The sequence below is a fragment of the Streptomyces sp. NBC_00454 genome (assembly GCF_041434015.1).
Taxonomy (GTDB): Bacteria; Actinomycetota; Actinomycetes; order Streptomycetales; family Streptomycetaceae; genus Streptomyces.
Genome location: NZ_CP107907.1, coordinates 1,214,575 through 1,233,679 on the forward strand (window position 1 = coordinate 1,214,575; position 19,105 = coordinate 1,233,679).

Sequence of the window (19,105 nt, forward strand, 5' to 3'; positions counted from 1 at the left end):
CACGGCGAGTGAACGCCCGCGCGGGCGTTCACCGGGCTGACACCGGGCCGCTCCCGCCGGGGTGGGGACAGGAGGCATACTGCCGCGGTGACGCACGTACGCCTCCCCCACCCCTATCTCGACCACCCGGCACCGATCCCCTTCGCGCACCGCGGCGGGGCCGCGGACGGGCTGGAGAACACCGCCGCGGCCTTCCGGCGGGCCGCCGACGCGGGATACCGGTACTTCGAGACCGATGTCCACGCCAGCGCCGACGGGAAACTCGTGGCCTTCCACGACGCGACCCTGGACCGGGTCACCGACGGGCAGGGCCGGATCCGCGAGCAGCAGTGGAGCCGGATCCGGGAGGCCCGGGTCGGCGGGACCGAGCCGCTCGCGCTCTTCGAGGACCTCCTTGAGGAGTTCCCGGACGCCCGCTGGAACGTGGACATCAAGGACGAGTCCGCCCTGCACCCGCTGGTCAATCTGATCGCGCGGGCCGGGGCCTGGGACCGGGTGTGCGTGGGCTCCTTCTCCGAGCGGCGGGTGGCGCGGGCCCAGAAGATCGCCGGTCCCCGGCTGGCGACCTCGTACGGGGTGCTCGGGGTGCTGGGGCTGCGGCTGCGCTCCTTCGCGATCCCGGCCGCGCTGCGTGCGGGGGCGGTGGCGGCGCAGGTTCCGGAGACCCAGGGAGGCGTCCGCGTGGTGGACCGCAGGTTCGTCCGCGCCGCGCACGAGCGGGGTCTGCAGGTGCACGTGTGGACCGTGAACGAACCGGAACGCATGGAGGCTCTACTCGACCTGGGTGTCGATGGCATCATGACCGACCGGATCGACATCTTGCGCACGGTGCTGGACCGGCGCGGGGCCTGGGCCTGACGAGCCCGTTCGGCCTCCGTGCCCGGTACGGCGGCCGAGGCGGTACGGGGACCAGCGAGGGGGCACTCATGAGTGCGCAGACCACAGATCAAGCGGAATCCGGGGCGGAGGACGGCAGAGGGGCGGCTTCGGCGGCCGCCGCCGCGGCCTCGAAGGCGGCGCGCAAGCGCGAGCAGCACGGCTGGTACTTCTACGACTTCGCCTGCTCGGTGTATTCGACGAGCGTGCTCACCGTGTTCCTCGGGCCGTACCTGACCGCCGTGGCCAAGGCCGCCGCGGACGCCGACGGGTACGTGCACCCGCTGGGCATCCCGGTCCGGGCCGGTTCGTACTTCGCGTACTCCGTGTCGGCCTCGGTGATCCTGGCCGTCCTGATCATGCCGCTGGCCGGCGCGATCGCCGACCGCAGCGGCCGCAAGAAGCCCCTGCTGGCGGCGGCCGCGTACACCGGGGCCGCCGCGACCACCGGGATGTTCCTCCTGGGCGGGGACCGCTACCTGCTCGGCGGTCTGCTGCTGATCGTCGCGAACGCCTCGCTGTCGGTCTCGATGGTGCTCTACAACGCCTATCTGCCGCAGATCTCCACCCCCGACGAGCGGGACACCGTCTCCTCGCGCGGCTGGGCCTTCGGATACACCTCGGGCGCCTTCGTCCTCGTACTGAACCTCGTGCTCTTCCAGGGCCACGACTCCTTCGGGCTCTCCGAGGGCGCGGCCGTACGGATCTGCCTGGCCTCGGCGGGGCTCTGGTGGGGCGCCTTCACGATCATCCCGCTGCGGCGGCTGCGGGACCGGGCCGTGGTCCGGGAGGCGGGACCGACCGTCAGCGGCTGGAAGCAGCTCATCGCCACGCTGAAGGACATGCGGCGCTACCCGCTGACCCTGTCGTTCCTGCTGGCGTACCTGATCTACAACGACGGCGTGCAGACCGTGATCTCCCAGGCCTCCATCTACGGCTCGGAGGAGCTGGAGCTGGAGCAGTCGACGCTGATCGTGGCCGTGCTGCTCGTGCAGATCCTCGCGGTGGCGGGCGCACTGGGGATGGGCCGGCTGGCCGCACTCTACGGCGCCAAGCGGACGATTCTGGGTTCGCTGGCCGCCTGGGGGCTGACGCTGGCCGCCGGGTACTTCCTGCCGGCCCGCACCCCGGTCTGGTTCTTCGCGCTCGCCTCGATGATCGGGCTGGTGCTGGGCGGGAGCCAGGCGCTGTCGCGCTCGCTCTTCTCGCACCTGGTGCCGGCGGGCAAGGAGGCCGAGTACTTCTCGGCGTACGAGATGAGCGACCGGGGCCTGAGCTGGGTGGGACCGCTGGTCTTCGGCATCACCTACCAGGTCACGGGGAGCTACCGGGACGCGATCATCTCGTTGGTGGTGTTCTTCGCACTGGGTTTCGTGCTGCTCGCCAGAGTGCCGGTCCGGCGCGCGGTGGAGGCGGCGGGGAATCCTGTACCGGAACGGATCTGAGCGGATCCGTGGACGCGAATTCGGAACAGATTTCGACGTTCAAGCGAAGGGCCGGTAGTGTACGCCTTTGGCCTGCCAGGCGGACCGTTACTGCGTGCTCACTGAGTGAAGACGTTGGGTGACATCTGCTGCCAGATGTGACAAAACGGGCATTGGTGGGTACAACAAGGGGCGGCACGACGGGCGACGCATGACCCGGAGCGGGAATCTATACCGCCGACCGGACGTTGACCGGATGACGACGACAGCGACACCTGTCCTGTGGGCGACAAGCCCGGGAGGCACGATTCATGAGTGAGCGAGCTCTCCGCGGTACGCGGCTCGTGGTTACCAGCTACGAGACGGACCGCGGCATCGATCTGGCCCCGCGCCAGGCGGTGGAGTACGCATGCCAGAACGGACATCGATTTGAGATGCCGTTCTCGGTTGAGGCAGAAATTCCGCCGGAGTGGGAGTGCAAGGCGTGCGGCGCCATGGCACTCCTGGTCGACGGGGACGGGCCCGAAGAGAAGAAGGGCAAGCCTGCGCGAACGCACTGGGACATGCTCATGGAGCGGCGCACCCGCGAGGAGCTGGAGGAAGTGCTGGCCGAGAGGCTCGCGGTCCTTCGTTCCGGCGCCATGAACATTGCCGTGCATCCGCGCGACAGCCGCAAGTCCGCCTGACAGCCGGACGAAAGCAACACAGCGCCAAAGCCGAGGGCCCCCGCCACACAGTGTGTGGCGGGGGCCCTCGGCTTTGTCCTGTCGTCCGGTTTGTCCTGCCGTCCGGTCGGGATCAGGGGGTGAGCGGCGGCCGGTAGCCGCCGGCGTCGGAGCCCGGGGCGGGCCCCGAACCCTGCGGCCGGTCCTCGCGGATGACCTCGCCCTGGACGACCTTGCCGTCCGGGTAGTGGATGCGGGCCTGCTGGAAGGCGTCGCCGAAGGTGCCGGCGGGCGCGGAGGCCATCTTGCGCTCCACTGCGCGGGCCGTCCGGCGGCTGATCCAGGTGCGAACCGGCGGGAGCAGGAGGAACAGGCCCGCCACGTCCGAGAGCAGGCCCGGCAGGATCAGGAGCAGGCCGGCCAGCATGGTCAGGCCGTTGCCCGTGCCGGGCTGCTGCGGGGTCGGCGCCGCGCCCGTCTGGGCCTGCTGGAAGGTCTCCGTGAGGTTCTTGAAGGCGCGCCGCCCGGCCCGCTTGATGACCACCACCCCGAGCACCATGCCGCCCGCGAGCAGCAGGGCGACGGTACCGCCGCCGGCGGCTCCGGCGACCAGGCTGAGCAGCCAGATCTCCAGGATCAGCCAGGCGGCAACGGCCAGGGGAAGGATCGTACGGGCGGGCGAACGGCGCCGGGGGGCCGTCGGTGTCGGAACTCCGGTCGTCATACCCACCAGTGTGCCTGGGCGGGCGTAAAAGCGTCCTCAGTCGGAGGTACCGGACATCCCCTAGGGGGTGTCCGGTAGATCGGGGCGGATCGGGGTCGGGCCCTACTTGCCGCGGATCTTGCCGGTCAGCTTGTCCGCGTGCTCCTTGATGCCCCACTGGGTGACCCGCCAGAGGGCCTCCACCACGATGTCCTTGCTCATCTTGCTGTCGCCGAACTCGCGCTCGACGAAGGTGATGGGCACTTCGACCACGCGGAAGCCCTTGCGCACGGCCCTGCGGGCCAGGTCCACCTGGAAGCAGTAGCCCGCGGAGGCCACGTCGGCCAGGCCCAGGCCTTCGAGGGTCTCGCGGCGGAAGGCGCGGTAGCCGCCGGTGACGTCGCGGATCGGGACGCCCAGCATCAGCCGGGAGTACGTGGAGCCGCCCCGGGAGAGGAACTCGCGGCTCTTGGGCCAGTTGACGACCCGGCCGCCCGGCACCCAGCGGGAGCCCAGTACCAGGTCGGCGCCCTCCAGGGCGGTGAGCAGCCGGGGCAGCTCCTCGGGCTGGTGGGAGCCGTCCGCATCCATCTCGACGATGACCCCGTAGCCGTTGTCCAGGCCCCAGGTGAAACCGGCCAGGTAGGCCGCTCCGAGCCCTTCCTTGCCCTTGCGGTGCAGGACGTGGACGTGGTCGTCCCCGGCGGCCAGCTCGTCGGCGAGCTTTCCGGTGCCGTCCGGGCTGTTGTCGTCCGCGACCAAGATGTGGGCCTCGGGCACAGCCGCGCGGACGCGGCCGACGATCAGCCCGATGTTCTCCGCCTCGTTGTAGGTCGGAATGATCACCAAGGCCGTGCCGAGCGGTCCGTAGCTTCGCTGTCCGCCGTCGCTCACTGAGTCCCCTTTTGCGTTCCGTACATCCTGTACGTCGTGTACGTGGTGTCGCAGAGGTGATTTTAGAACAGCGATCGGAGCCCGCGGTCCTTCGGGCCGGACCGGCTCCCGCTGGCTGCGGGCCGCCTGACCGTTGTCTACTGGACCGCCGGGCCCCGATCTGAGGCCACCTCCCCCACGCTCCTCGAGAGCAGGGGGGACTCCTTGCGGCGAAACCTTCCCTCGCCCCCGAGGCGCGGGCGCGGTTGAGCGAACGGCTCCGTCCGGTTCGGACGTCCGGTGGTGGACCCGGCCGAACCTATCCGGGTCCGGTCGCCCTTACCGAACCGTGGCCCCCCGGATCACCCCTGTGGCCGTACGAATACCTCCCGGCCACCGACCACGGTGGCCAGGCAGACCGGCAGGTCCGTGCCGGGGGTCAGGTCCGGCAGTCCGGGGGTGCCGGAACGGGGGTCGGTGGACCAGCGGGCGACCCGGTCGTCGGGGGCCTGCACCACCAGCTCGGCCGTCCGCCACACGGCGTAGTCGGCCGGGGCGCCCGGGACCAGGATCCCGGCGTCGTCGCGGCCCATGGCCCGCCAGCCGCCTCGGGTGTGGGCGGCGAAGGCGGCCCGTACCGAGACGCGGTGGGCCGGCGTGCGGTGGAAGGCGGCCGCGCGGACCGTGCCCCAGGGGTCGAGCGGGGTGACGGGGGCGTCGGAGCCGAAGGCGAGCGGGACGCCCGCCTTGAGCAGGGCCGCGTACGGGTTGAGGGTACGGGCGCGCTCGGCGCCCAGCCGGTCGGCGTACATGCCCTCCTCGCCGCCCCACAGCGCGTCGAAGGCGGGCTGCACGGAGGCGGTGAGGCCGAGGTCGGCGAAGGCCGCGATGGTGGCCGGGGTCATCATCTCGGCGTGCTCGACGCGGTGCCGGGCGGCGCGGACCCGGGCCAGGCCCACCTTCTCGGCGGCGGCCCGGACGCCCTCGACGACGGCGGTGATCGCGGCGTCCCCGATGGCGTGGAAGCCGGCCTGGAGCCCCGCCTCGGTGCAGGCGGCGACGTGTTCGGCCACGGCCCGCGCGTCGAGGTAGCCGGTGCCGGTGTGGGCGGCGTCGGCGTAGGGGGCGTGCAGGCAGGCGGTGTGCGAGCCGAGGGCGCCGTCGACGAAGAGGTCTCCGGCGGCCCCGACGGCGCCGAGCGCCTTGGCCCGGTCGAGGTCCCGGTCGGCCCAGTACCCGAAGACGCGGGGTCCGGGGTGGGTGCGGGCGAGCTCCAGGAGGGCGGTGAAGTCCTCGGCGGAGGAGATGTCGGGTCCGCCGCACTCGTGGACGGAGCCGATGCCCAGGGAGGCGGCCCGGTCGAGCGCGGCCCGCTGGGCCTCGGCGCGCTGCGCCGGGGTGAGGGCGCCGAAGGCCGCACGGCGTACGAGGTGGTGGGCGTCGCGGGTCAGCGGCTCGTCGTCGTCGGCCTGCTCGGCAGGTACGCCGGGTACGAGGTCCAGCAGGGCGGTGGTGACCACGGCGGAGTGCGCGTCGATGCGGCTGAGGTAGAGCGGCCGTCCGCCGGTGGCCTCGTCCAGCTCCCGGCGGCGGGGGGCGCGGCGCTCGGGCCAGCGGGCCGCGTCCCAGCCGTGGCCGAGGAGCACCCGGTCGGCCGGGCGGGCCAGCGCGTACGCGCGCACCTGCGCGAGGGCCTCCGGCAGGGAGGCGGCCCCGGAGAGATCCAGCCCGGTGAGGGCGAGGCCGGCGGAGGTGGTGTGGACGTGGGCGTCGGTGAAGGCGGGCGTGACGAGCGCGCCGTCGAGGTCGACCACCTCGTCCACGCCCTGCGCGAAGGCGTCGGCGGCGCCCTCGGAGCCCACCCAGGCGATGTGGCCGCGCTCCACCACCATCGCGGTGGCGAAGGGGTCGGCGGGGCTGTGGACCTCGCCGCCGCGCAGGAGGACGGTACGGGTGGGGTCGCTGGGGGCGGGTGTCGCGCGCTCGGTCATGGGGACAAGTTTCGCGTGTGCGGGGTGCGTGACAGGACGCGGGTGCCGGGCGGGCCCTGCGGGCGGCTGCTCCCCGCCCCGCCCTTTCGCCGTTTCCCGGGGCTCCGCCCCGCACCCCGCGCCTAAAAGGCCGGCGGGGCTGGACTTGCCCAGCGGGGCTACACGCGGGGCGGGCGGGCTTCGTACGGGGTGGAGAGGACCACCGTCGTGCGGGTGGAGACGTGGGCCAGGGCGCGCAGGCGGCCCAGGAGGTCTTCCAGTTCCAGCGGGGTCGCGACGCGGACCTTGAGGATGTAGTTCTCGTCGCCCGCGACGCTGTGGCAGGCCTCGATCTCCGGGACCCCCGCGAGGCGTTCCGCGATGTCGTCGGGTGCGCTCGGGTCGAAGGGCTTGACGGAGATGAAGGCCGTCAGCGGCAGCCCGACGGCCTCGGGGTCGACGACGGCGGCGTAGCCGCGGATGACTCCGCGCTGCTCCAGGCGGCGTACTCGCTGGTGGACGGCCGACGTGGACAGTCCCGTGGCCTTGCCCAGGTCCGTGTAGCTCATCCGCCCGTCCCGCACGAGCAGATCCACGATCTGGCGGTCCAGCTCCTCCATTGCGCTCATAGCCGCACAACTTACGGCCCCGGACCGGTTCCGCCCAGCCGTGTCCACGGATTGACGTGGCACCTGCGGCGGGCATGTGACCAAGGCCACAGGAGTATGCGGGCGTACGGCGGCCGGAAGTGGTTACTCGTGCCGCGTGACGGGAAGTGCTTGGGATGGCCGTGGCCGAAGAACCTGCCCGCCCGGCCCACCCAAGGGGGAGTACATCCATGCTGAACACCAAGCGCGCCGGTCGCACCGAACCGGAGCCCCTGGAAATCGTCGATGGCGGTCATGCCGACGACGACGACTACCTCGAATACGCCGAGGGATTCGAGATCCACCACGCGACCTGCCCCGACTGCGGTCAGGCGATCGCCCTGGTCGCGGACGAGGAGTACCTGCCGCAGCACGCCCTCTGCCTGACCCCGTGGAACCCGTTCGGGCTCACGGTGTGCGCGGGTACCGGGCGGCCGGCCTCCGACGCCCTGCCCACCCTCGGCCTCGGCGTCGACGAGGGCCCGGAGCTGGAGCCCGTCGTGCACCTGGCGCTGCCGCAGGGGCTGGACTGGCGCACGCAGCCCTTCTCACACGTCGGCGGCCCCGGCTCGCGTCCGGTACGGACGCCGGTGCCCGCGGCGCTGCCGCAGATGCGACAGCACGCGCAGGCCGCCTGATCCGCCCGTACGGGCCGGCGAGCAGGAGCTACCAGTACGTTCCCTGCACCATGGCGGCGAGACTGGCATGGTGCAGGATCAGGCTGTCCGGGTCCGAGGGGACCTCGACCTCGCCGAAGTGCGCCTGGCGGTAGGCGATCCGCAGCATCACGATCCCGTGCCGCAGGGCGGCGTAGAGGGTGTGGAACTCCATGTCCCGCGGCGTGTGCCCGGTGAGTTCGGCGTAGCGGCGCTCGATGTCCTCGCGGCGCAGGAAGTCCGGCAGGCCCGGCTGGCCGAAACTCACGGTCAGGTCCTGGAAGAAGCGGTGGAGGTAGACGCTCCAGCCGAGGTCGACCTCGCGCGGTGCGAAGGCCGCCATCTCCCAGTCGAGGACGGCCACGGGCTCGAAGCCGTCGGCATCGAAGATGACGTTGCCGATGCGGGCGTCGCCCCAGTTGAGCACGGCGGGTCCGCCTTCGTCGGCCGGCCAGAGTTCTTCGAGGCGGTCGAAGGCCCGCTCCAGTAGCGGGGATCGGGACTTCCCCGCCACCACCCACTCGTAGTAGGCGCGTTGGCCGTTCACGTGCCGGCGCAGCGGGCTGCCTTCGCCCTCGGGCAGGAGGAACTCCGCTTCCCCGGGCGGGAACTGGTCGTGCAACCGGGCGAGGAGGGAGACGCTCGCCTCCTGGAGCACGGCGCGTTCGGTGTCGCTCGCGGCGTGCAGCCAGTTGCCCTCGTAGGTGTAGGGCATCACGTCGGGCGGTACGCGACCTTCGGCGCGGGCCATGACGAAGAACTGCGCGCCGAGCGGGCCGGGGTCTTCTTCCAGCCACTGCACGCGCGGGACGGGCAGGTCGGTGTGGGCGGCGACCAGGCTCATCACGCGGTGCTGGCGGGGCATGTCGTAGGTGGGGAAGACGGTGTAGGCGGCCGGGTCGGCGGCGAGGCGCAGGGCGCAGGCCCGGACGGGGGCGTCGGGGTGCTCGATGTCGAAGAGCAGGGTCTCGCTGGACATGCCGTTGGAGCCGGGGACGGAGACGTTGGTGACCTTGGCCCCGGGGAGCTCGGTGTCGAGCCAGGCGGCGAGGCGCCGGCCGAGTTCCTCGGGTTCGCGGGTGGAGGTGCGGGGGCGTGGTGCCGGTCCTGCCATTGGGGGTACCCCTTCCTGTTCCTGCGTGCTGCTGCGGGCTGACGGCCTAGATCCCTACGGGGCCACCGAGCCGTAGTCGGTGAAGCCGCTCGGGTCGTGGCGGCCGAAGCTGCCGTGCTCGAAGATGCCGAAGCCGGTGCGGCCTTCGAGGGTGAAGCGGGCCGAGTGGTCGGTGACTCCGAAGGCGGCCATGGGGTGGGCCGCGGGGTCGGAGAGGTCGTAGACGCGGCGGTCGGTCCAGCCGCGGCCCTGCCAGGTGCCGTGCTGCCAGTCGGTGGCCGGCGGGTAGCCGGCGCCGACGGCGAGGGGTGAGGAGTTCAGGATCTCCACGCCGAGCTCGAGGGGCTTGCGGCCGGCCGGGTCGGTGAGGTGGACGATGGCGCTCTCGGGGTGGCGGCTGCCGGAGCGGTAGCGGATGTCGGTGTGCGGCCAGCCGAGCTGCACGTCGCCCCGGCCGCTGCCTTCGGGGAACACCTGGACGGCTTCGCTGAGGCCCCGCAGGCCGTCCGCGTCCTCCTGGGCGATGACCATGAGGAAGCGGTCCTCGAAGCGGACGGGGATCCAGAGCCAGTGGAAGCCCTCGGGGCGGTGTTCCTCGGCGGCCCGGCCGCCTTCCTCGCCGGGGATGGGGCGCACGCCCCAGCTGCGGTCCCGGGTGCCGGTCCACTCGGCGGTGTCGAGGGTGAACTCCTCGCCCTTGGCCCGGATGGTGCCGGTGACGTTGCCGGCCTGGACGAAGCGGCGGCCTTCGAGGATGAGGCGGTCGCCGCGGCGCTGGGTGTGGTGGGGTTCCCAGACTGCGGGGAACTCGGCGGTCCAGGTGATCTCGTACGAGAGCCCGTCGGGGTCGTCCGGGTCGGCGGCGCAGCTGAGGCCGATGCGCTTGAGGGGTTCGTCGATGGTGATCCGGAGCGGTCCGACGGAGAGGTTCATGCGGTCGTCGGTGAGGGCGTCGGAGGCGCGGACGGCGAGGAGTTCGTCGCCGATGCGCAGGGTGGCGTAGGCGTCGATGACACCGGCGTTGGGGTAGACGCCGAGGCCGAGGATCAGGACGGCGCGGCCTGCGTGGTCGAAGACGTGGAAGATGCAGCGGTCGTAGGCGTTGCGGTCGCCGGTGACGAGGTGCTTCATCGACAACGGGGCCTGGTGGATGGGGTATTCGTCGAGCGATATGGGCCGGTCGGCGGGCATGACGAACCTCCGTGTGTGGGTGCGGGGCATGCGGGAGCTGGCACCTTGAGCGGAGTTGACGGTACGTCAGATTCGGGGGTGGAGACCAGAGGTGTGGCACGGACTGTCAGGAAGACACGTCGTGCGGTGGTGGCCGGAGCGCCCCCCGCCGACCGGGGGTGCAGGGTCGAACGGATGGGCGGGGTTACCCGTGGATCCGGTGGAGCGTTGGCCGGGCATGACCACGATGGAGAGTTCCACGCCGAGGGTGGGGCGCCGGCGGCGGGCGCCGGCCGCAGAGCACGAAGAATCGGTTCGGCATACACCGGACCCGCCCATCTACAGCGCGCTGCTCACCCACTGGGCCGAGGACGGCCGCACCGTGCCCGGCCGACGCGATCCGGAGTGGACCAAGATCGCCTCCTCGCCCATCTGGCCGACCGGCCCCCTCTACGGGAGCTGAGCCCGAAGAGGGGGCCGGGCCCGAAGAGGGGGCCGGGAGGGCCGGGCCGGAGCCGGGCCGTCCTTCGGGGGCTGACCAATCACAGCGCGAGCAGGCCCGCCTCCGTCGGCCGGAAGCCGCACCGGGCGTAGAAATCGCCGAGGTGCGGCTCGTGGTCCACGTGCAGCCACTGCGCGCCCGCGCCCCGGGCCGCCTCGGCGGCCGCCCTGACCAGGCGCACCCCGAGGCCCCGCCGGCGTTCGTCCGGGTGCACCGTGGTGTCCAGGACGAAGGCGTGCACGCCCCCGTCCCAGGCGACGTTGACGTAGCCGACCAGCCGCCCCTCGCGGCGTGCCGCGATCCAGCTCAGGCTGCGTTCCAGCACCGGCGCGAAGGACGTGTCCCGGTGTCCCGGCCAGGACGCGGCGAACAGTGCGTTCAGCTCGGCGTCGGCCAGGGGCTCCCGCGCCGTCAGCTCCACCCCGCTCCCCACGGCTACCGGGACTCCGGACCCGCCAGGTGGCGGGCGATGACCATGCGCTGGATCTGGTTGGTGCCCTCCACGATCTGGAGGACCTTCGCCTCGCGCATCAGCCGCTCCACCGGGAAGTCCGCGGTGTAGCCGTAGCCGCCGAGCACCTGGACCGCGTCCGTGGTGACGGCCATCGCCGCGTCGGTGCAGAAGAGCTTGGCCATCGCCGCCTGCCGGGAGAAGGGCTTGCCCGCGTCCCGCAGCCGCGCCGCCGCCAGGTACAGCGCGCGGCCCGCCTCGATCTTCGTCGCCATGTCGGCCAGCATGAAGCGCAGGCCCTGGAAGTCGGCGATGGGGTGGCCGAACTGCTTGCGGTCCAGGGCGTAGGCCAGGGCCTCGTCCAGCGCGGCCTGGGCCACGCCGATCGCGCAGGCGGCGATGCCCAGGCGGCCCGCGTCGAGGGCTGCCAGGGCGATGGTGAAGCCCTGGCCCTCCTCGCCGATGCGGCGGGTGTCGGGGACCCGTACGCCGTCGAAGTGCAGCTGGGCGGTGGGCGAACCCTTCATGCCCATCTTCTTCTCGGGGATCGCGGCGGTGAGGCCTTCGGCGTCGCCCGGCACCAGGAAGGCCGTGATGCCCTTGGGGCCGTCCACGCCCGTGCGGGCCAGGACGGTGTAGAAGTCGGCGACCCCGCCGTGGGTGATCCAGGCCTTGGTGCCGCTGATGATCCAGTCTTCGCCGTCCCGGACCGCCCTGGTGGTCAGGGAGGCCGCGTCCGAGCCGGCGCCCGGCTCGGAGAGGCAGTACGCGCCGAGCAGGCCGCCGCCGAGCATCGCGGGCAGGTGGGCGCCGCGCTGATCCTTGGTGCCGTAGCCGGCCAGGCCGTGGCAGGCGAGCGAGTGCACGCTGACGCCGAGGCCGACGGTCAGGCGGGCCGCGGCCAGCTCCTCCAGCACCTGGAGGTAGACCTCGTAGGGCTGGTCGCCGCCGCCGTACTCGCCGGCGTACGGGAGGCCGAGCAGTCCGGACTCGGAGAGGAGCGTGAAGATCTCCCGCGGGAAGCGGCCGTGGTCCTCTTCCTCGGCGGCCCGGGGCCGGATCTCCCGCTGCGCGATCTCGCGTACGAGTGCGAGCAGGTCGCGGGACTCCTCGGTCGGCAGCTGTCGGTCCACCTGCTGCGGCGCGCGGTCGGTCATGGCGGCGCTCTCCTCACTCGCAAAGCACGGGGCGGCGCGTGGGGGTGGGACGCGTCGCCGGGTCTCGGGGCTCACAGCCGATGGTGCCCTCCCGGATCGCGGGAAGTTCCAGTTCAAGTGGCTGCGGCGGTTGAGTATGCCCGATCAGGCGCTTCCCGTCACGGGTGCGAGATCATCCCCACGGAGTCCGCCCCCGCGCTGATCGCTCCCCCGGAGCTCGTCCTCGGCCGCGGGCGGCGCCGGGCACTCGGGGACGAACTCCTCGATGACGGTGAGCGTCGCGCGCAGCGTGCGGACGAGCAGGGCGCCGAACCCGGCCCTGTCGGGGCGGCCGGGAGCGCCCAAGGGGCCGTCCGGGAGGCCGTCCGGGAGGCCGTCCGCCGAGCCGATCCAGTCGAGGGTGCTGCCCTCGACCCCCGACAGCCAGCCCACGAGTGCCAGCCGGGCGAGCGGCGGGACGGTGCGGCGGCCGTACGCGCCTTCGGCGATGGCCGCGATCAGTTCCTCGCGCACGGCGTCGCGGATGGCCAGGACCTCGGAGTCGGAGCCGACGCCGCCGGTGACGATGGTGCGGTAGGCCGCCTGGTGGTGTTCGGCGTAGTGCAGGTAGCCGTCGATGGTGCCGCGCACCCGCTCGGCGTTCGGGACGTCGCTCTCGCCGCCGGCGCGGGCGACCAGCTCGGCCACCGAGTCCTCGACGATGGCCAGGTAGTAGCCGCGTTTGCTCTTGAAGTAGTAGTAGATGAGGCCCTTGGCGACGCCGGCGTGCTTGGCGATGTCGTCCATGTTGAGCGCGTCGTACGAGGTGTCGGCGAACAACTTGCGCCCGATCGCTATCAGTTCGGCTCGCCGAACCTGCGAACGCCCGGTCGTTCCGCGCTGTTGACTATTATTCAAATTCAGCCCTAGCCTCGAACTGCCACAGGATGCCCGAAGTATGGCAGACCCCTCCTGGGCACTCCCCTTTGCACCTTGCACTCCCCCTGCGCACCGGACGACGTACGGGAGGACCACATCATGGGCAACGGCAAGACGAGAAATCCGGCCGAGGGCCGCGCCAACTGGAAGAAGACGGCCGCCGTCGCGATGCCCGCGGTCGTCGCGGTCGGGGCGATGGCCATGGTCATGGCGCAGGGCGCGCTCGCCGCCTCCTTCGCCGTCTCGGGGACCAGCTTCCAGGTCTCCTCATCCAAACTGAGCAGCAAGGGCCTGGCCTCGTACGTGCAGACGGACCGCTCCGTCGACGGCAAGGGGCACCCGGTCGCGCTGCTCGGCATCGGCGAGGCCACCCTCACCGACATCTGCCAGGCCGCCGAAGTGGACACCCCGCTCGGCAAGGTGACCTTCAAACTGACCGCCGGCGGCCCGGCCGGGGACGTCACCGCCAGCAACCTCGTCATCGACGGCGAGGACCTGGCCGGCGACGCCACCTTCGGCACCGCCCAGATCGGCCGCGATGCCTCCACCCTCGACCAGGTCAGCGGGGTCACGGGCGAGGCCGGGAAGTTCGGGCTGCAGGCCGGGAACATCGAGGTCGTGGACGTGAAGTCGCACGCCTGGTCCGCGACCGGCGGCAACTTCCACCTCAAGGGCATGAAGCTCAACGTCAGCCTGGACGGCAAGAAGTGCTTCTAGACCACCTCGGCCCACGTCGAACGGCCGCGCCGGGGACCGGGTGGCTGGAGCGGCGGCTCCCGTACCCCGGCCCCCGGCGGCGGCTGCGGGCCTGGCGCCGCACCCGCCCGTTCTGGGGCGGGCTGCTGGTGATCCTGGGCGGGACCGAACTGCTGCTGGTCCCGCTCTCCCCGCTCACCGTCCTGGTCAGCCTGGGTCTCGGCGGGATCGCCGCGATCGGCATCGGCATCGCGCTGATCGCCGCGGGCCTGTTCCTGTGGCTCCTGCCGCAGACCCGGGCGTACGTCTCCATCCACGCGCTGCTGCTGTCGGTGCTGTCCTTCGTGGCGACCAACCTCGGCGGTTTCCTGCTCGGCATGCTGCTGGGCATCGCGGGCAGCGCCCTGGCCTTCGGCTGGACCCCGCTGCCGGATCCCGCGGAGGGCGAGGAGGGACCGTACGTCCCGAGCCTGGACGGCAGCGGGCCGCGCACGCTGGCCGCCGCCCTGCCGGTGGTGCTGCTCGCCGCGCTCGTGACGGCCGCGGGCGCACCGCAGGCCAGGGCGGACGGGTCGGCGGCGCCGATGGCGGCGCGCACTCCCCCGACCGTGACCACTTCCCTCTTCGCACCGCAGGGCTTCGCCTTCGCCGGGGTCACCCAGGTGCCCACGGCGGACGGCCCGCTGAAGGTGCTGGTGCTGCGGATGCGCGCGGCCACGCTCACCGACTACCGGCTGCGCACCCGCGACGGCGGCGAGGAGTACGGGCTGGCCGCCAAGACCCTGAACCTGAGCGGCGACGTGACCTTGTACCTGACGAGGTTCAGCGGCTGCATCGAAGGGCTGCTCTGCGTCACCTTCAGCCCGGACGGGCTGCCTGCTCCCCCGGTGATCCCGCCGTTCGTCTTCATGACCCAGGTCAGCGCGGAGCAGGCACTGGTCACCTCCGACGTGATCAGGACCGACGGGCTGCGGCTGGAGGCATCGTGATTCCCGTGCAGGCCGCGCCGCTGTGGGCCTACGCCGTCGGTGCCACCTTCGCGGTGGCGGCCGGGCGCCAGCTCCAGTGGTGGGAGCGCTCGGTCCAGGGCGAGGGGGTCCGTACGCGCAGCCGCGCGGCCAATCCGTACCTCGCGCTCACCCTGCTTTACGCGGCCCTGCTGCCCGCCCCGACCGGGGTGTACCTGCTGTGGCAGAACCCTGCCTGGGCGACGATGCAGGTCGCGCGCGACCACGACGGGGTCTGGGCCGGCTTCGCCCTCTTCTACGTGGCCTCGGTGGTCGTCGGCGCGCTGCTCGGGTTCCTGGCGGCGCGGCTGTTCGTCCTGGTCGGGGCCGGGTACTGGGGGTACCTCCAGGCGGTGGCCGGGTACTTCCTGCTGTTCTTCACCCTGATCCACGGGTGGGACGGCACGGGGTACCAGCGGCTGCTGAGCGCCGATCCGCGGGCCTTCGCCGGCTGGTCCGCGGACGGTGCGACCGGGGACGCCAACGACTCAGTGGTCAACCACTGCCTGGCCTTCGCGACCTCCGGGACCTTCCTGGCCCTGCTGGTCTTCGGCCTGGCCGTGATCGGGACGATGCTGCTGGCCGAGATCGGCTGGCTGGTGGAGGGCTGGCGGCTGCCGGGGGCGGCGGCGGACCTCAAGGTGCCCAGGGTGATCGCGGTGGTGATCGCCGGGGCGGGGGTCTACGGGCTGCCGTTCGCGGGGGCGCTGGGCGCCAGTCTCCTCGTACGGCTGCTGGGGTGGTGGCCGGGGCTGGGGCTGTTCGCCCTGGTGGCCGGGGTGGTGCTGCTGCCCGCGCGTTCACCGGTGCGCAGGCTCTACGGGCTGGTGGGCGTTCCGGACGGGCATTGGCGGGTCGAGCCCGATCCCGGGTCCGAGCCCGGGCCCGGACCTGCGGTCAGAGCCAGCCGACCTGAGTGACGAACATGGCGATGACGACCACCAGGGTCCAGCCGAGCACGTGCTCCAGCCAGGCGGAGCCGTCCTTGGGTCCGCCGGTGCGGACCAGGTTGCGGGCACGGGAGGTGAGGGCTGCGCTGTGTGCGGTCATGCCGTCCAATGTGACAGCGGTGGTGGCCTTCGCGGTAGAGACGATGGTCACGGGTGGCATGTCTCACGCCCCCGGCCGCGTGGTGCGGACCGGGGGCGCGAGGGGCACGGGCTGCGGGATCAGGTGGCGCGTTCGCGGCCCGCCATGCCCGCCATCGCCAGGGCGAGGCAGAGGGCGACGCCGCCGGCGATCACGTTGCTCACCACCGTACGGGTGGTGCTGACGTCCCCGGAGATGACGAACGGCGCGACGATCGTCCAGGCGGCGAGACCGACCGCCGTCCAGGCCATGGCGTGGGTGCGTTCGTAGGCGGAGCCCAGTCCGCTCATGCACAGGCAGTACGCCAGGCCCGCGATCAGGTTGTTGATCGCCAGCGAGCTGAGTCCGCTGAATCCGGCGATCCAGGGCGAGGCGGCGATGTACAGGCCCGTCAGGAGGGCCAACGCCTCGACGGCCTGGGCGGCCGGGGTACTGGTGACGCGCTCGAACCGCGTGCGCATCTCGGCGAGGTCGGGGTGGTGTTCGATGGAGTGGGTGGTCATGGGGGGCCGCCTCCTATGAAGCGTGAAGCCTTTACGCGACCTTTATTCCCTTATCGTCCGCTTGTCATACATTCGGGTCAACTGGAACTTTTTACAGCACTCCGACCGCCCTCAGGGCGCTGATCTGGGCCGGATTCGGCCGGACCGGACCGTAGAGGTAGCAGACTCCCCCGGTGCCGGAGACGACCTTGCCGGCAGCGTTGTGGCGCTTCGTCCGCAGCCAGTTGTTCTCGAATTCGCGGCGGCGGTAGACACGGCGCACGGCCTGGTTGTCCCGGGAGTTCGGGTCGTTGGCGATCACGTCGCCGGCCGCGGTGAAGCCGATGACGGTCATCAGGTGGCCGGCCGTGCCGTAGCCCGCGCCCGTGAGCTCCTCGGCGGTGAAGGACTGCGAGGTGATGGCCGGGATGCCGGCCCGGACCAGGGTCTCCAGGTCGGCGAGGGAGCCGAGCCGGGTGACGACCCCGGCCAGCTGCCGGTAGGTGGCGGCGTAGGCGGCGTTGAAGGGCCAGTTCCCGCAGCCCTTGTACGCGGCGTCGTAGGTGGAGCGGGCCGCGTGACAGACCTGGGGGTCCGCGTAGCCCTTCTTGACCCAGGTCAGGGACTTGGCGCTGGCCTTGCGGCCCCAGAACTCGATGATCATCTGGGATGAGGTGGGGCTGCACCAGGCCTCGCCGCCGTTGTCGTACTCGGGGTACTGGCCCGCGTGCGTCTCCTGCGAGTACCGCGGGACCTTCAGCTCGTGGGCGCCCGCGCCGGAGGGGACGGACGCGGGGACGGTGAACCGGTCCGGGAGATCGGAGACCATGGCGCCCGCCAGCCAGACGGTCGGGGTGTTCTTCGCGCCGGGCTTGCGGTAGAGGGTCAGGCGCAGCCGCCAGTCCTTGATCCGCAGCCCGCCGGCCTTCGCGGGGGCGTCCAGGGCCAGGGTGTCGGTCCACACGGTGGACTTCCCGTCGGTCTGGCCGTCCACGGAGGTGCGCCGGATGTCCGCGTCACCGGACGCCCAACGGCCCATGACATACCAGGGGGTGGCGGTGCCGTTGGTGTAGGTGCCGCGCAGTTCCGCCTGGAGCCAGGTCCCGGCCGGGGTGCGGGCGTTCCAGGAGGCGATCGCCTCGGTGGCGGGCACGGTGGAGGCGTGCACCGGGGAGGTCCAGACGGCGTACTCCCAGGTGCTCTTCTTCCCGGTGTGCGGGTCGGCGTACTCGCTGCGGCCGGCCGGGGTCTTGATCTCCAGCCCGGGACGGGCGCCGCCGATGGCGGTGGTGCCCTGGTGGATGCCGGCGCGCCAGTGGGCGTACGAGTACCAGAACCGGTTGTCCACCGTCTTGCGGGTGGCTTCGACGGTTGCCGCTTCGGCTGTCGCCGCCTCGGCCGGGGCCGCGGATCCGGCTTGAACCGCGGGATCCGGGCCGGCGCCGGCCCGCGCGGGTGCGGCCGAGGCTCGGCCGCCCGGGACGGTGGCCGCGGTGGCGGCCGCGAGGGCGACGGCCAGCAGGGCCCGGCGGGGTGTGGGTGCGGTCATCGGCGTGGCCCCCAGGGGTCGGTGCGGTGGTTGGCTCCACCCTTCCAGTTCCCGCCCGCCGGGCGGCGAAGCCGCGGGGTCGTGTCGGGGTGACGGGCCCCCGCAGCCAGGGCCGCCCTGCGGGGCAGTCCCCTACCCGCCCTTCCACCGTTCCCCGGGCTCCGCCCGGACCCGTCGCCGTCTGCGGCGCCGTTGCCGGGGGCCAGCCCCCGGGCCCCCGCGCCTCAAACGCCGGCGGGGCTGGATTTGGCCGGGCGAGGCCGGATTTAGCTGAGCCGGGCTGGGCTGGGCTGGATTTGCCCGGCGGTCTGGATCTATCCGAGGCTGGAATGGGTCACAGCCTTACCCTGGGCGGGTGGAAGCTCAGGAGTCACCGCCGTCACCGCAGCCCCTTCAGGCCCTCGCGCGCGAGATCTCCGCGCTGCCGCCCTCGCTGGGGCCCGTGCGGCTGGTCGGGATCGACGGGCACGCCGGGTCCGGGAAGAGCACCTTCGCGGGGCGGCTCTCCGAGGCGCTGGGGGGTGCGCCCGTCCTGCACCTGGACGATGTGGCCAGCCACGAGGAGCTCTTCGGCTGGGACGAGCGGCTGCGCCTCCAGGTGCTGGAGCCGCTCGCCGCGGGACGGCCCGCGCACTGGGCCCCGTACGACTGGGTCGAGCGCTGCTTCGGGCCGGAGCGGGTGCTCGAGCCCGCTCCGGTGCTGCTCGTCGAGGGGGTCGGGGCCGGACGGCGCGCGCTGCGGCCGTGGCTGGCGCGACTGCTGTGGATGGAGATGCCGCGCGCGAAGTCCTGGGGGCGCGGGCGAAACCGGGACGGGCGTGAACTTTCCGACTTCTGGGACGGATGGGAGCGCGCGGAGCTCGCGCACTTCTCGGACGATCCTTCGCGCCCCTTCGCGGACACGCTGGTGCGGCAGAGCGGTACGGGATACGAGTGGTCTTCCGGGGCTGCTGCGACCGCGAGAACCCCCGCTTCCATCACCGAGGGTGACGGACTCCCCCGGGCCTGACGGAGCCCGCGAGTCGGCCTCGACCGAGGCCTCCGCCTGCTCCTTGACCCGGGGGCCGCACCGGCCTTACGTTCTGAATGTGCGGCCCTCACCGGCCGCCGCGGACGCGAAGCCCCCGATCGTTCCCCCGTGATCGGGGGCTTCGTT

The 19,105-nt window shown here is 72.3% G+C and carries 21 protein-coding genes; 9 read left to right on the forward strand and 12 right to left on the reverse strand.

Annotated elements, in window-relative coordinates; genetic code table 11:
* Positions 1 to 87: 87 nt before the first annotated feature.
* From OHU74_RS05600 to OHU74_RS05610, 3 genes are all read left to right on the forward strand, one after another.
* The gene (locus OHU74_RS05600) at positions 88 to 858 is read left to right on the forward strand and encodes a glycerophosphodiester phosphodiesterase (protein WP_371614873.1); all 771 of its coding nucleotides are present in this window, start codon (positions 88 to 90) and stop codon (positions 856 to 858) included.
* A gap of 68 nt (positions 859 to 926) precedes the next feature.
* Complete coding sequence (locus tag OHU74_RS05605; protein WP_371614875.1) at positions 927 to 2,321, forward strand: MFS transporter; 1,395 nt, start codon at positions 927 to 929, stop codon at positions 2,319 to 2,321.
* A 290-nt stretch (positions 2,322 to 2,611) separates the two neighbouring features.
* The gene (locus OHU74_RS05610) at positions 2,612 to 2,986 is read left to right on the forward strand and encodes an RNA polymerase-binding protein RbpA (RefSeq protein WP_007262928.1); all 375 of its coding nucleotides are present in this window, start codon (positions 2,612 to 2,614) and stop codon (positions 2,984 to 2,986) included.
* 112 nt (positions 2,987 to 3,098) lie between these two features.
* Here OHU74_RS05610 and fxsA read toward each other — a convergent pair whose 3' ends face one another.
* From fxsA to OHU74_RS05630, 4 genes are all read right to left on the reverse strand, one after another.
* Positions 3,099 to 3,689: an FxsA family membrane protein gene (fxsA, locus tag OHU74_RS05615; RefSeq protein ID WP_371614877.1), complete on the reverse strand. Its 591-nt coding sequence runs from the start codon at positions 3,687 to 3,689 to the stop codon at positions 3,099 to 3,101.
* A 102-nt stretch (positions 3,690 to 3,791) separates the two neighbouring features.
* The gene (locus OHU74_RS05620; protein ID WP_371614878.1) at positions 3,792 to 4,562 is read right to left on the reverse strand and encodes a polyprenol monophosphomannose synthase; all 771 of its coding nucleotides are present in this window, start codon (positions 4,560 to 4,562) and stop codon (positions 3,792 to 3,794) included.
* 341 nt (positions 4,563 to 4,903) lie between these two features.
* Positions 4,904 to 6,532, reverse strand: a complete 1,629-nt coding sequence (locus OHU74_RS05625; protein ID WP_371614879.1) for an amidohydrolase — start codon at positions 6,530 to 6,532, stop codon at positions 4,904 to 4,906.
* A 158-nt stretch (positions 6,533 to 6,690) separates the two neighbouring features.
* Complete coding sequence (locus OHU74_RS05630; RefSeq protein WP_030240692.1) at positions 6,691 to 7,131, reverse strand: Lrp/AsnC family transcriptional regulator; 441 nt, start codon at positions 7,129 to 7,131, stop codon at positions 6,691 to 6,693.
* 218 nt (positions 7,132 to 7,349) lie between these two features.
* Between OHU74_RS05630 and OHU74_RS05635 the strand changes: the two genes are divergently transcribed.
* The gene (locus OHU74_RS05635) at positions 7,350 to 7,796 is read left to right on the forward strand and encodes a hypothetical protein (protein WP_371614881.1); all 447 of its coding nucleotides are present in this window, start codon (positions 7,350 to 7,352) and stop codon (positions 7,794 to 7,796) included.
* A 28-nt stretch (positions 7,797 to 7,824) separates the two neighbouring features.
* On the opposite strand, the gene OHU74_RS05640 is transcribed toward OHU74_RS05635, so the two are convergent.
* Positions 7,825 to 8,928, reverse strand: a complete 1,104-nt coding sequence (locus tag OHU74_RS05640) for a phosphotransferase family protein (RefSeq protein WP_371614882.1) — start codon at positions 8,926 to 8,928, stop codon at positions 7,825 to 7,827.
* Positions 8,929 to 8,982: 54 nt separating this feature from the next.
* Positions 8,983 to 10,119: a hypothetical protein gene (locus OHU74_RS05645; RefSeq protein WP_371619577.1), complete on the reverse strand. Its 1,137-nt coding sequence runs from the start codon at positions 10,117 to 10,119 to the stop codon at positions 8,983 to 8,985.
* Positions 10,120 to 10,336: 217 nt separating this feature from the next.
* Between OHU74_RS05645 and OHU74_RS05650 the strand changes: the two genes are divergently transcribed.
* Positions 10,337 to 10,561 carry a hypothetical protein gene (locus OHU74_RS05650; protein ID WP_371614883.1) on the forward strand — a complete coding sequence of 75 codons (225 nt, stop codon included), beginning with the start codon at positions 10,337 to 10,339 and terminating at the stop codon, positions 10,559 to 10,561.
* 79 nt (positions 10,562 to 10,640) lie between these two features.
* On the opposite strand, the gene OHU74_RS05655 is transcribed toward OHU74_RS05650, so the two are convergent.
* The 3 genes from OHU74_RS05655 to OHU74_RS05665 form a co-directional block, all read right to left on the reverse strand.
* Positions 10,641 to 11,021: a GNAT family N-acetyltransferase gene (locus OHU74_RS05655; RefSeq protein ID WP_371614884.1), complete on the reverse strand. Its 381-nt coding sequence runs from the start codon at positions 11,019 to 11,021 to the stop codon at positions 10,641 to 10,643.
* A 14-nt stretch (positions 11,022 to 11,035) separates the two neighbouring features.
* Positions 11,036 to 12,208 carry an acyl-CoA dehydrogenase family protein gene (locus OHU74_RS05660; protein WP_371614885.1) on the reverse strand — a complete coding sequence of 391 codons (1,173 nt, stop codon included), beginning with the start codon at positions 12,206 to 12,208 and terminating at the stop codon, positions 11,036 to 11,038.
* A 144-nt stretch (positions 12,209 to 12,352) separates the two neighbouring features.
* Complete coding sequence (locus tag OHU74_RS05665) at positions 12,353 to 13,105, reverse strand: TetR/AcrR family transcriptional regulator (protein WP_371614886.1); 753 nt, start codon at positions 13,103 to 13,105, stop codon at positions 12,353 to 12,355.
* Between the two features lie 189 nt (positions 13,106 to 13,294).
* Between OHU74_RS05665 and OHU74_RS05670 the strand changes: the two genes are divergently transcribed.
* From OHU74_RS05670 to OHU74_RS05680, 3 genes are read left to right on the forward strand one after another with little or no spacing between them, the layout of a single operon-like run.
* Complete coding sequence (locus tag OHU74_RS05670) at positions 13,295 to 13,843, forward strand: DUF6230 family protein (protein WP_371619578.1); 549 nt, start codon at positions 13,295 to 13,297, stop codon at positions 13,841 to 13,843.
* The gene (locus OHU74_RS05675; RefSeq protein WP_371614887.1) at positions 13,834 to 14,811 is read left to right on the forward strand and encodes a DUF6114 domain-containing protein; all 978 of its coding nucleotides are present in this window, start codon (positions 13,834 to 13,836) and stop codon (positions 14,809 to 14,811) included. Before OHU74_RS05670 ends, OHU74_RS05675 begins: the two co-directional genes overlap by 10 nt.
* Positions 14,808 to 15,749 carry a hypothetical protein gene (locus tag OHU74_RS05680; protein ID WP_371614888.1) on the forward strand — a complete coding sequence of 314 codons (942 nt, stop codon included), beginning with the start codon at positions 14,808 to 14,810 and terminating at the stop codon, positions 15,747 to 15,749. Before OHU74_RS05675 ends, OHU74_RS05680 begins: the two co-directional genes overlap by 4 nt.
* Here the strand turns inward: OHU74_RS05680 and OHU74_RS05685 are convergent.
* The 3 genes from OHU74_RS05685 to OHU74_RS05695 all read right to left on the reverse strand — a co-directional run bounded on the left by OHU74_RS05685 (position 15,727) and on the right by OHU74_RS05695 (position 17,949).
* Positions 15,727 to 15,879 (reverse strand): SCO1431 family membrane protein, encoded by a 153-nt coding sequence (locus tag OHU74_RS05685; protein WP_330295313.1) that lies wholly within the window; start codon positions 15,877 to 15,879, stop codon positions 15,727 to 15,729. The two genes, OHU74_RS05680 and OHU74_RS05685, sit on opposite strands and share 23 nt — an antisense overlap.
* A gap of 119 nt (positions 15,880 to 15,998) precedes the next feature.
* A complete protein-coding gene (locus OHU74_RS05690) occupies positions 15,999 to 16,421 on the reverse strand; it encodes an SPW repeat protein (protein WP_330295314.1) in 423 nt (140 codons plus the stop codon).
* 91 nt (positions 16,422 to 16,512) lie between these two features.
* Positions 16,513 to 17,949, reverse strand: a complete 1,437-nt coding sequence (locus OHU74_RS05695) for a peptidase C39 family protein (RefSeq protein WP_371614889.1) — start codon at positions 17,947 to 17,949, stop codon at positions 16,513 to 16,515.
* A gap of 355 nt (positions 17,950 to 18,304) precedes the next feature.
* On the opposite strand from OHU74_RS05695, the gene OHU74_RS05700 reads away from it, so the two are divergent.
* Positions 18,305 to 18,958 carry a uridine kinase gene (locus OHU74_RS05700; protein WP_371614890.1) on the forward strand — a complete coding sequence of 218 codons (654 nt, stop codon included), beginning with the start codon at positions 18,305 to 18,307 and terminating at the stop codon, positions 18,956 to 18,958.
* The last annotated feature ends 147 nt before the right edge of the window (positions 18,959 to 19,105 follow it).